Raw genomic sequence first — 11,664 nt, 5'->3', positions numbered from 1 at the left:
TTTGCCGCAATTTGTAGCACGTTGTTGATTCTTGTTGGAAGCACCCATAAAAACCACAATATCTGGAGATGACATGAAACACACATTCGTAGCGGCGGCCGTCCTGGCCACACTCTTCGCCGGCGGCGCCAGCGCGCAATCGTCGGTCACCGTGTACGGCTTGCTCGACGCGGGCCTGACCTCCGAGCATGGCGGCGCGGAAGGCTCCGTCACCAAGCTGGCCACCGGCGTGCAGTCGGGCAGCCGCATCGGCTTCAAGGGCACGGAAGACCTGGGCAACAATTTGAAAGCCAACTTCTTGCTGGAAAACGGTCTCGATCTCGACACGGGTGCCTACCGCCAGGGCGCCTTGTTCGGGCGCAAGGCCTACGTGGGCCTGTCGGGCGATTTCGGCGCCGTGAATATCGGCTTGCAGCACAATCCGCTGTTCACCGCCCTGGACAATATCGACCCGTTCGAGACGGGCATGACGGGCGCCTCGATCAACCTGATGAGCGTGGCCACCCTGCGCACGAAAAACGCCATCATGTACGAGACGCCGAAGGTGAACGGCCTGTCGGCCGCCATCATGTACGGCCTCGGCGAAAAGCCGGACAGCAATACGCTGGGCCGCACCATCGACTTTTCCATCGATTATGCCAACGGCCCGCTGGTGCTGACGCTGGCGCACGACAACCGCAAGGACACGCCGCTGAACACGGCAAAAGTCACCTTGCTGGGCGGCACCTACGATTTCGGGGCCGCCAAGCTGCACGCCGCGTATGAGACGGACAAGGACGATGCGGGCACGGATTTCCGCAACTACATGCTGGGCGCGTCGGCGCCCGTGGGCGCGGCGGGCAGCGTGATGGCGTCCTACATCCGCAAGGATGACCGCACGAACGCGCGCCGCGGCGGGCGCCAGCTGGCCATCGGCTACACCTATGCCTTGTCCAAGCGCACGAATCTGTACACCTCGTACGGCCGCATCAACAACGATGGCGCCGGCACCAACTTTGTCGGCGACGCTTCCAGCGGCGGCAGCGTGCCCTTGCCTGGGCATAACTCGAGCGCCTTCACGGCCGGCATGCGCCTGAAGTTCTAAGGCGCACGGCTGGCGGCACCGGTGGCGGCTTATCTGTTGCGGATAAGCCGCCATTGTTGTTTCAGGAATGGGACTTTGTTACGGATTCCGGATTCAGGAATGAAACAGTCCGATTTTTCATGAATTTTCATTGACAGCGCATTTCGCAACCGTTAAATTGAACACGCATTTCAAATATCGGAACAAAATATACCGATTTTTCATAAAACTGTAAGGAGACTGAGCCATGACCGATTTGTCCGACCAAAAAGCCGCCGCCGCTGCCATTCCAGTGGGCCCGCAAAAGATGACGCCGTCCGAAGCGTTCGTGGAAACCCTGGCCGCCAATGGCGTGACCGACATGTTCGGCATCATGGGCTCGGCCTTCATGGACCCGATGGATATCTTCGCCCCGGCCGGCATCCGCCTGATCCCCGTCGTGCACGAGCAGGGCGCCGGTCACATGGCCGACGGCTATGCCCGCGTCTCGGGCCGCCATGGCGTGGTCATCGGCCAGAACGGCCCTGGCATCAGCAATTGCGTCACGGCCATCGCCGCCGCCTACTGGGCGCACACGCCGGTCGTGATCATTACGCCGGAAACGGGCACGATGAGCATGGGCCTGGGCGGCTTCCAGGAAGCGAACCAGCTGCCCATGTTCGAGGAATTCACCAAATACCAGGGCCACGTGACCAATCCGGCCCGCATGGCGGAATTTACGGGGCGCTGCTTCGACCGCGCCATGTCGGAAATGGGCCCGACGCAACTGAACATCCCGCGCGACTATTTCTATGGCGAAATCAAGGCCGAGATCCCGAAACCGAACCGCCTCGACCGCGGCGCCGGCGGCGAGCAAAGCCTGAACGATGCGGCCGAACTGCTGGCGCAAGCCAAGTTCCCGGTGATCATCTCGGGCGGCGGCGTCGTCATGGGCGACGCCATCGAGGAGTGCAAGGCCCTGGCCGAGCGCCTCGGCGCGCCGGTGGTCAACAGTTACCTGCATAACGACTCGTTCCCTGCCAGCCATCCGCTGTGGTGCGGCCCGCTCGGCTACCAGGGTTCCAAGGCGGCGATGAAACTGATCGCCCAGGCCGACGTCGTCGTGGCCTTGGGTTCGCGCCTGGGCCCGTTCGGCACCCTGCCGCAGCACGGCATGGATTACTGGCCGAAGAACGCCAAGATCATCCAGATCGACGCCGACAACAAGATGCTGGGCCTGGTCAAGAAGATTTCGGTGGGCATCTGCGGCGACGCCAAGGCGGCCGCCAAGGCCATCCTGGCCCGCCTGGACGGCAAGACCCTCGATTGCGACGCCACGCGCGACGCGCGCTATGCCACCGTGCAGGCCGAGAAGGCGGCGTGGGAAGAGGAATTGACGAACTGGACGCATGAAAAGGATGCGTACAGCCTGGACATGATCGAAGAGCAGAAGAAAGAGCCGGGCAACTATCTGCACCCGCGTCAGGTCTTGCGCGAGCTGGAAAAAGCCATGCCGGAAGACGTGATGGTGTCGACCGACATCGGCAACATCAACTCGGTGGCGAACAGCTATCTGCGCTTCGAAAAGCCGCGCAGCTTCTTTGCGGCGATGAGCTTTGGCAACTGCGGCTATGCCTTCCCGACCATCATCGGCGCCAAGGTGGCCGCGCCGCACCGTCCGGCCGTGTCGTATGCGGGCGACGGCGCCTGGGGCATGAGCCTGATGGAAACGATGACCTGCGTGCGCCACAACATTCCCGTGACGGCCGTGGTGTTCCACAACCGCCAGTGGGGCGCGGAAAAGAAAAACCAGGTGGATTTCTACAACCGCCGCTTCGTCGCCGGCGAGCTCGACAACCAGAGCTTTGCCGAGATTGCGCGCGCCATGGGCGCCGAAGGCATCACGGTCGACAAGCTGGAAGACGTGGGTCCGGCGCTGAAGAAGGCGATCGACATGCAGATGAATGAAGGCAAGACGACCATCATCGAAATCATGTGCACGCGCGAGCTGGGCGACCCGTTCCGCCGCGATGCGCTGAGCAAACCGATCCGTCACCTGGACAAGTACAAAGACTACGTGTAATCCGTCGGCCCCTTCCTTGTATGACCCCGGCAATCGCGCCGGGTTTTGTATGCCGGAGCCATCTTCCTGCTTCCGTGGTTCCGGCATTTTTTTACCGAATTGGAGTTTCCATGAAAGCCCTGCACCGCATCATCGCCCAGGCCCGCGCCGTGCCGAAAAACATCGTCTTGTGCGAGGGCGATGATGTGCGCGTGCTGCAGGCGGCCGCGCGCGCCGCTGCCGAAGGCCTGGCGCACATCACCATCGTCGGCAAGCCGGCCACCATCCTGGCGCTGGCGCGCGAACACGGACTGGACCTGGACGCCGTGCGCCTGGTCGATCCGGCCGCCTCGAGCGAGGCGGAGCACTATGCCCAGCAATTGTTTGTGCTGCGTCAAGCCAAGGGCATGACGGTGGCGCAGGCGCGCATCGCCGTGCAGGACCCCTTGTGCTACGCCAACCTGATGGTGCGCCTGGGCGACGCCGACGGCTGCGTGGCGGGTGCCGTGCACACGACGGCCGACGTGGTGCGCAGCGCCATCCAGATCATCGGCGTCGACCCGGCCTTCAAGCTGGTCTCCAGCTTTTTCCTCATGATGCTGTGCGAACCGTTCCACAGCCTGAAGGGCGGCTTCATCTTTTCCGACTGCGCCCTCGTCGTCGATCCGAAAGCGGAAGAGCTGGCCGACATCGCCATGGCCGCCGCCGACAGCGCGCAAGCGTTGCTGATGGAAGAGCCGCGGGTGGCCATGCTGTCGTTTTCCACCAGCGGCAGCGCCCACCATGCGGCCGTCGACAAGGTGCATGCGGCCACGGACCGGGTCAAGGCCCAGCGTCCGCTGCTGGCCATCGATGGCGACGTGCAGCTCGACGCGGCAATCGTGGCCGAGATTTCGCAGCGCAAGGTCAAGGATTCCGTCGTCAATGGCCGCGCCAACGTGCTGGTGTTCCCGAACCTGGACGCGGGCAATATCGGCTACAAGCTGGCCGAGCGCATGGGCGGCGCCGTCGCCATCGGGCCCCTGCTGCAAGGCTTGAACAAGCCGGCCAACGACCTGTCGCGCGGCTGCAGCGCCGACGATGTCTACAACGTCATTGCGGTGACGGCCGTGCAGGCCCAGGGTGGACGCTGACTTTCTGTTCAGCTTGCCCGTGCTGGCGCTGCTGGGCGTGGTGGCGGCGGGCACGTATTTCCAGACCGTGACGGGGTTCGGACTGGGCATGATCGTCATGGGCGTGGCCAGCGGACTGGGCCTGGCGCCCGTGCCCGCGCTGGCGGCCCTCGTCAGCCTGCTGTCGCTGGCCAATTGCCTGGTGGCCTTGCCGGGCGCCTTGCACCACCTGGACTGGCGCGCCATCCGCGCGGCCAGCATCGGCTTGCTGCCGGCCATGGCGGCCGGCGTCCTGCTACTGGGCTATCTGGACCAGGCGTATGCGCCCTTGCTGAAGCTGCTGCTGGGCGCGGCCATCGTGTATGGCGGCGTCAGCATCTTGCTGCAGGCGCCGCCGGGACCCGGTGCGGCCGACAGGCGCAGTTTCTTCATCAGCGGCGTGTGCGGCGGCCTGTTCTCGGGCCTGTTTTCGCTGGCGGGGCCGCCGCTCGTGTATCAGTTCTATCGCCAGGAAATGAGCCTGACCACCATCCGCTACAGCCTGATCTTCCTGTTCGCCATCAGCGCGGGCGGGCGCTCGCTGATGGCGGGCAGCCAGGGCCAGCTCGACGCGAAGGTCTTGCTGCTGTGCATGCTGGCCCTGCCCGTGGGCGTGCTGGCCACGATGGCCGGCAAGCGCTACCCGCCGCCGATCGCCCAGCGCGGCATGCGCCGCATCGCGTTTGCCGTGCTGACCTTGATCGGCATTTCACTGATGGCGGCGGCCGTGCCACAGCTGCTGGCCTAGGCTCAGGGCCGGACCGCCGCGTCGGCGAAGAAGCGGTAGCCCGCATTGCGCGCCGTGTTGATGGGCAAGGGCAGTCCCGTGGCTTGCTCCGTCTTGCGGCGCAGGCGGCGGATTTGCGTATCGAGGCGGCGCTGGTCGTAATCGAGGTAATCCTCGCCCAGCGACTGCACGATTTGCTGGCGGCTGACGATGCGTTCCGGCTCGGCCATCAGCACCCGCAGCACGGTGGCATCTTGTTGTGATAGCGCAATGGCGCTGCAACCTGGCGGCAACAGCCGGCGCGGCCCCAGTTCGAGTATCCAGGTGGCCGGCGCCGACGGCTCGCCCAGGCGCCGCTGCAAGGCGAGCAGGGTGGCGGCCAGTTCGTCGAGGTCCGTGCTCTTGGGCAGGTAGTAATCGGCGCCGCCGCTCAATCCCTTGATCTTGTCCGGCGTGGTGCCGCGCGCCGTAAACACGAGGATGCCAAGCTGCGGGTCTTGCGCGCGCAGGGTTCCGACCAGTTCCATGCCATCGCCATCGGGCAGGCCCAGGTCGATGACGGCGATGTGGTGCCGCGCGGGCTGGTAGCAGGCATGAAAGCCGGCCAGGTCGGCGACGGCGCTCACGCGGTAGCCGCAGTCGCCGAGAAACTCGGCCAGTTCCTGGCGCAGCACGGCTTCGTCTTCAAGCAGAATAAGGTTCAACATGGCGCAAGGATAACCGATCGCCCCGGCGGCGTGAAGGCGGCTTGATGGTCGCCTGATCTGCCTGTGGTAAGCTGCGCCGCCATGCAAATCCTGCTCGCCATCTTCCTGTTTTTCGCCGCCCTCCACCCCCTTGCCGGATGGGCCGCGCCTGCGCCTCTGATGCTGCCGGCCGGTGCACAAAAGGTGACGGCCAGCGGCCACCTGCGCATGCTGGCTGACCCCGGCGGCAAGCTGGATCCCGATGCGGCCCTGCATGCGGCTGGCTGGCGGGCCTTGCCTGCCGCCGTCAGCGCCGGCTACACGGACGACGCCATCTGGCTGCGCCTGGACGTGGTGCGCGCGGCGGCATCGCCCGATGAATGGGTGTTGCGTTTTAGCAACGCCGTGCTCGACGATGTGCGCCTGTACCGGCTCGACGGCGCGGGGCGCTGGACGCTGCAAACGGCGGGCGCGGACGTGCCGCGCGCCGCCTGGCCCGTCGATGCGCGCCAGGTCGTGTTTCCCTTGCGCCTGCAGGCGGGCGCGGACGAACAATGGCTGGTGCGCCTGCACAGCAAGAAAGCCATGTCGACGGAGCTGACCCTGTGGCCGCGCGCGGCCTTCGATGAATCGTCGCGCCGCGAATACCTGTATTACGGCTTGCAGTTCGGCAGCTATCTGTTGCTGATCCTGTTTCACATCTTCTTCTGGCGCATGACGCGGGAAGCCCACAGTGGCTGGTATTTGCTGTATGTGCTGAGCAATGCCACCACGGAAGCGCTGACGATCGCCATTCCGCAGCAGATCTTCAGCATGCCGAACTGGCTTTCCGATCCCATGCTGGGCGTGTCGATGGCGGCGTCCATCGCCGTCGGTACCCGTTTCTCCATCTTGCAGCTGGAATTGTCCGCCCTGTATCCGCGCTTCAGCCGCGGCGTGATGGGCGCCACGGCCGCCGCCGCCCTGACCGGAGCGCTGCTGGTGCTGTGCGGCCGCTACGCCGCCGGCGTGCTGGTGGTGCAGGGCGCGGCGCTGCCGCTGATCGCTGTCTTCATCGCGCTGGCCACCTGGCTGGCCTTGCGCGGCCACCGCCCGGCGCGCGCCTTCCTGCTGATATTCGGCATTTTTTACGCGGGCGTGCTGGTCAGCTTCCTGCGCAATATGGGCGTGCTGCCGCCCAATTTCTGGACCAACCACGCCGCTACCCTGGGGGCGTTCGTGCACATGATGCTGATGAGCTTGCGCTTGAACCGGCGCTACGCGGAACTGCGCCGCGCCAAGGACCTGGCGCAGGCACAGGCCGTGCGGGCCGTGCGGGCGCTCAACGAGCGGCTGGAAGAACAGGTGGCGCTGCGCACGGCCGCCCTGCGGCAGGAAATCGGCCGGCGCGCCGCGCTCGAAGGCGAGTTGCGCGCGGCGCTAGAGGTGGAAACGCGCACCCGCGAAGAGCAGCAGGATTTCGTGGCCATGGTATCGCATGAATTCCACACGCCTTTGGCCATCATCAATACGACGGCCCAGCAAATTGCCCGCAATCCTGGCGCCGTGTGGGACAAGACCCTGCAGCGCTGCCAGAACCTGCGCGAGGCCAGCGGCCGCATGGCCGCCCTCGTCGATGAATACCTGAGCGCCGACCGCATGGAAACGAGCGCGGCCACTTTCCGTCCCCAGCACTGCGATCCACGCGTGCTGCTCGAGACCGTGCTGGCCGAATGGCCGGCCGGCAGGGTGGAGGCCAGCATGCGGGACTTGCCGGCGCGCCTGCAATGCGATCCCGGCCTGCTGCGCGTGGCGCTGCGCAACCTGCTCAGCAATGCTGACCGGCACGCGCCGCAGGCGCAAGCCATACGCTTCGACGCGGCCATGCCCGCCGATGGCGGCATCCAGTTTACCGTCAGCAATGATGGCGACGCGCTGCCCGTCGATGAAATCCCACGCCTGTTCCAGAAATACTTCCGTGGCCGCATCGCCCAGCACAAGCCGGGCGCCGGGCTGGGCCTGTACCTGGTGCGACGCATCGCCGAACTGCACGGCGGCCAGGTGACGCTGGAGCGCACGGGCAGCGACGGCATCGTCAGCTTTTCCATGCGCCTGCCAGCCTAGCCTCGGCGCGCATATTCCCGACTGAATCGCTCGGGAATTGCTCAGGTTTGCTCACTTATAAATCTGCAATTCTTGTTATATTTCCCCCAAGAAATTTCTGTAGCTTTTAGCTACGACTGTGTAGCGAAATGCAACAGAAATGGCGCCGGGGACAGAGGGCTGCCGCATCGCGCGTGTCCAGCCGCTTTCTCGCCCGCCGGCGCTGCCCCTCCCGGGTGAGGGAGGGCGCGCGCGCGGCCGCGCCCCCATCCACAATGACAAGGATACACAGCATGCACCGTCACGCTTCACTGAATCATATTTACCGGCTCGTCTGGAGCCACGTCCTGAATGCCTGGGTTGCCGTCGCCGAGACGTCGCGCGGACGCGGCAAGGGCGCGCGCCGCAAGCTGGCCGCCGCCGTGGCCGCCATCGGCGCGCTGGCGCTGGGCGGACCCGCCTGTGCCGGTCCCACGGGCGGCCAGGTGGTGGCGGGCACGGCCACCATCAGCCAGTCCGGCACCACCACGACGGTGCAGCAGGCGAGCCAGCAGGCCACGCTGAACTGGTCCAGCTTCAATGTCGGCAGCAAGGAAAGCGTGAACTTCGTCCAGCCTTCGTCCAGCGCGCTGGCCGTCAACCGCATCCTCGACAGCAATGGCTCGCAGATCCTCGGCCGCCTGAACGCGAATGGCCAGGTGTACCTGATCAACCCGAACGGCATCCTGTTTGGCCGCACGGCCCAGGTCAACGTGGGCGGCCTGGTGGCGTCGACCCTGGATGTGGACAGCGCGAGTTTGCGCAGCAACAAGCATGTCTTCAACGGCAAGGGCGGCGGCAGCATCGTCAATGAAGGCACGATACGCGCGGCGGACGGCGGCTACGTGGCCTTGATTGCCGCCCGCATCGTCAACAGCGGCACGCTCGCCGCGCGCGCCGGCAGCGTGCTGGTGGGCGCCGGCAGCCAGGTCACGCTGGACGTGGGCGGCCCCGTCAAGCTGCAAGTGACGCAGGGCGCGCTCGACACGCTGATCGAAAATGGCGGCGCGATCCAGGCCGACGGCGGCCGGGTGTTCCTGACGGCCAAGGCGGCAGGCGAGCTGGCGTCAAGCGTCATCAACAATACGGGCGTGATCGAGGCGCGCACGCTGGCCACGGGCGAGCGGGGCCAGATCGTGCTGCTGGGCGACATGGACAAGGGCAGCGTCAGGGTGGCAGGCGTGCTCGACGCCAGCGCGCCGCAGGGCGGCGACGGCGGTTTCATCGAAACCAGTGCAAACCGGGTCGCGATCGACGCCGCGCGGGTCAGCACGGCCGCGCCGCGCGGAGCGACCGGCACCTGGCTGATCGATCCGAACGACTTCACGGTGGCCGCCAGCGGCGGCAACATGACGGGGGCCGAGGTGTCGAATGCCCTGGCCAGTAACAATTTCGCCATCATGACCAGCAGCATGGGCACGACGGGCGGCAATGGCGATATCCACGTGAACGACGCCATCACGTGGTCGGCCAACAAGCTCAGCCTGATTGCCGAGCGCAACATCAACATCAATGCGAACCTGAACGCGACGGGCAGCGGCTCGCTGGCTTACCAGTATGGCCAGGGCACGGCCGATGGCGCGGGCAGCGGCTACAAGGTGGCGGCCGGCGTGGCCGTGAATATCCCGGCGTCCGGCGCCTTCACCTGGCAAAAAGGCAGCGCCGGCAAGGTGAACAACCTGGTGCTGGACAATGGCAAGGTGCGCTTCGGCGATGGCAGCCAGGATTCCTTTACGGCCGACGGCCTCCTGAAAACCCCGTTTTATTTTGACAATACCAGTCCTGGCCGCAATGGCTGGTTCCAGCTGACCCTGCGCCGGCCTTTCGAGTTTGCCGTGGCGGCAGGCGGCAATGGCGGCACGTCGTGGAATGCGAATGGCGAGCTGCTGATCGCCAATGGCATGGGCAGCGGCATGGGCGGCATGCCCGGCATGGGCGGCGGCGACTATGGGGCGGCGCTGAGCAGCCGTTCCCTGAATATCGCCGGCTACCAGGAGGGGCAGGGCACGGTGGTGACGTCGGGCACGCTGACTTTCCGCACCCTGAACCAGTCGGCCCGCGTCACGCATACCTATGCCTTGAAGGCGGGCGATTCCTTCGTCAACATGGATAGCCGGCTCACCAACCTGAGCGATACGCCCTTGACCAATGTGCGCATGTGGCTGGGCACGGGCGATGACTATATCGGCGCTTCCGACGCCAATTACAAGACCAAGGGCAATATCGTCTCGGGCGCATTTGCGCCATTGAGCGATGGCAAGAATGCGTCGAATGCCATCATGGTGACGGAAACGGACAGCACGACGAGCGGCTCGGCCATCCTGTTCTATTCCACGACGGCGGGCGTCGATACCGTGCACAGCCGGTGCTGCGTCTTCGCGAATGCCATCAACCAGGATCCCCGTACCACCGCCGTGGCCTCGGGCCGGACGGACGGCAGCTACGCCATGTTCCTGCGCGCGGCCGACCTGGTCCCGGGGCAGAGCGGCGGCATGTCCGTCTACTATGCGGCGGCGCCCGTGGCCCAGCTGAAGGATGCCATTACCTCGGTCGACAATGCGGCCGGCAATGCGTCCAAACCCGTCTACATCCGCCTGGCCCCGGGCAGCAGCGTGTATGGCGACGTGCCCGTCTTTCACTATGCGCTGTACGACGCCCTGAGCGGCGGCCTGCTGGTCACCGACGCCAGCGCCAGCGGCAGCATTTCCTGGCTGGGGGCGCCTAGCGCCACCTCGTCGGCCGGCGTCTACACGATCACCTATGACACGGGCCTGGTCCTGGGCAAGACGGGTTATACGCTGACGCCGGGCGGCCCCGTGTACTGGACGGTGACGCCGCGCGCGCTGGACGTCGCCGTCAGCAAGACGTATGACGGCAGCGCCACCTTCAATGCCGGCTTCGTCCTGTCGGGACTGGTCAATGGCGACAGCGCGCCCGCCGTCAGCGGCACGGCCCGCGTCAGCGGCAGCAACGCCGGGCGCTACAGCGGTTTTGACGCCAGCACCTTGAGTTTGTCGAACAACAACTATGTGCTGAACACGGACAGTGCCAGCGCCAGCATCGCCGCGCGCCCCATCGCCGTGACGGCCGATGCGAAAAGCAAGGCCTATGGCAATGCCGACCCCAGCCTGACGTACCAGGTCACGGGCGGCAGCCTGGTGGCAGGCGACAGCCTGGCTGGCGTGCTGCGCCGCGCCGCCGGCGAAAACGTGGGCAGCTACACCATCGATGCCTCCGGCCTGACCAACGGCAATTACGTGATCACGGCGCATGAGGGCAGCCTGCACATCGCCGCCCGTGCCATCACGGTGACGGCCGATACGCAACGCAAGGTGTATGGCGCGGCGGATCCCGGCCTGACGTACCGGGTGACGGATGGCAGCCTGCTGGCCGGCGACAGCCTGGCTGGCGTGCTGCGCCGCGTGGCTGGCGAACAGGTGGGCAGCTATGCCATCGACGCTTCTGGCTTGGCCAACGGCAACTATGTGATCACGGCGCGCAATGGCAGTCTGAGCATTGAGAAGGATCCATCGCTGGACAATGCGATCCGCCTGGCGCAGCGCCAGGTCACCACGGGCACCAACGACGTGGCGGCAGGAACGACGGCTTACGCGGCGGGGCCGGCCGTGCCTGGCGTGGCAGGGCAGGGTGCTGCCGGCGCGGCTCCCGCTGGTGGCGCCACCAGCACCGGCGGCTTGCTGCTCGTCCCCGTGGCCGACGCGGCGCAGCCTGCGCCGGCGGCCGCTGGCACGCTGCTGGCCGCCGCGGGCGGCACCGATAGTGCGGGCTATACGCGCATCCTCGTCGTCAACGGCGGCATACGCCAGGCTCCGGCAGTCCCGGCGGCGGCAAGCGCCGCGCAATGAAGGCACTGA

General features: G+C 65.9%; 7 protein-coding genes. 6 read left to right on the top strand and 1 reads right to left on the bottom strand.

The window, feature by feature from the left end; genetic code table 11:
- Positions 1–73: 73 nt before the first annotated feature.
- The 4 genes from O0880_RS24105 (at position 74) to O0880_RS24090 (ending at position 5,003) form a co-directional block, all read left to right on the top strand.
- Positions 74–1,084, top strand: a complete 1,011-nt coding sequence (locus O0880_RS24105; protein ID WP_071324526.1) for a porin — start codon at positions 74–76, stop codon at positions 1,082–1,084.
- A 226-nt stretch (positions 1,085–1,310) separates the two neighbouring features.
- Entirely contained in the window at positions 1,311–3,125 is a 1,815-nt protein-coding gene (xsc, locus tag O0880_RS24100; RefSeq protein ID WP_289889154.1) for a sulfoacetaldehyde acetyltransferase, read from the top strand.
- 110 nt (positions 3,126–3,235) lie between these two features.
- Positions 3,236–4,237 carry a phosphate acetyltransferase gene (gene pta / locus O0880_RS24095; protein ID WP_289889153.1) on the top strand — a complete coding sequence of 334 codons (1,002 nt, stop codon included), beginning with the start codon at positions 3,236–3,238 and terminating at the stop codon, positions 4,235–4,237.
- On the top strand, positions 4,227–5,003 hold the full coding sequence (locus tag O0880_RS24090; protein WP_071324523.1) for a sulfite exporter TauE/SafE family protein: 777 nt from the start codon (positions 4,227–4,229) through the stop codon (positions 5,001–5,003). The genes pta and O0880_RS24090 overlap by 11 nt, the downstream gene beginning before the upstream one ends.
- Before the next feature lie 2 nt (positions 5,004–5,005).
- Here the strand turns inward: O0880_RS24090 and O0880_RS24085 are convergent, their stop codons facing one another.
- On the bottom strand, positions 5,006–5,689 hold the full coding sequence (locus O0880_RS24085; protein ID WP_289889152.1) for a response regulator transcription factor: 684 nt from the start codon (positions 5,687–5,689) through the stop codon (positions 5,006–5,008).
- A gap of 81 nt (positions 5,690–5,770) precedes the next feature.
- Here O0880_RS24085 and O0880_RS24080 point away from each other — a divergent pair, with 81 nt between their 5' ends.
- Both O0880_RS24080 and O0880_RS24075 read left to right on the top strand, forming a co-directional pair.
- Positions 5,771–7,771: a sensor histidine kinase gene (locus O0880_RS24080; RefSeq protein ID WP_289889151.1), complete on the top strand. Its 2,001-nt coding sequence runs from the start codon at positions 5,771–5,773 to the stop codon at positions 7,769–7,771.
- A 272-nt stretch (positions 7,772–8,043) separates the two neighbouring features.
- Positions 8,044–11,655: an MBG domain-containing protein gene (locus O0880_RS24075; RefSeq protein ID WP_289889150.1), complete on the top strand. Its 3,612-nt coding sequence runs from the start codon at positions 8,044–8,046 to the stop codon at positions 11,653–11,655.
- Positions 11,656–11,664 lie beyond the last annotated feature (9 nt).

Source organism: Janthinobacterium sp. SUN118, from assembly GCF_030397695.1.
Lineage (GTDB): Bacteria > Pseudomonadota > Gammaproteobacteria > Burkholderiales > Burkholderiaceae_D > Janthinobacterium.
Note: the sequence above shows the minus strand (reverse complement) of the source record. Positions and strands in the feature narration are given on the sequence as shown.

Coding starts and splice junctions, on each gene's coding strand:
- O0880_RS24105 (WP_071324526.1), top strand. CDS start 74: ATGAAACACACATTCGTAGCGGCGGCCGTCCTGGCCACACTCTTCGCC.
- xsc (WP_289889154.1), top strand. CDS start 1,311: ATGACCGATTTGTCCGACCAAAAAGCCGCCGCCGCTGCCATTCCAGTG.
- pta (WP_289889153.1), top strand. CDS start 3,236: ATGAAAGCCCTGCACCGCATCATCGCCCAGGCCCGCGCCGTGCCGAAA.
- O0880_RS24085 (WP_289889152.1), bottom strand. CDS start 5,689: ATGTTGAACCTTATTCTGCTTGAAGACGAAGCCGTGCTGCGCCAGGAA.
- O0880_RS24080 (WP_289889151.1), top strand. CDS start 5,771: ATGCAAATCCTGCTCGCCATCTTCCTGTTTTTCGCCGCCCTCCACCCC.
- O0880_RS24075 (WP_289889150.1), top strand. CDS start 8,044: ATGCACCGTCACGCTTCACTGAATCATATTTACCGGCTCGTCTGGAGC.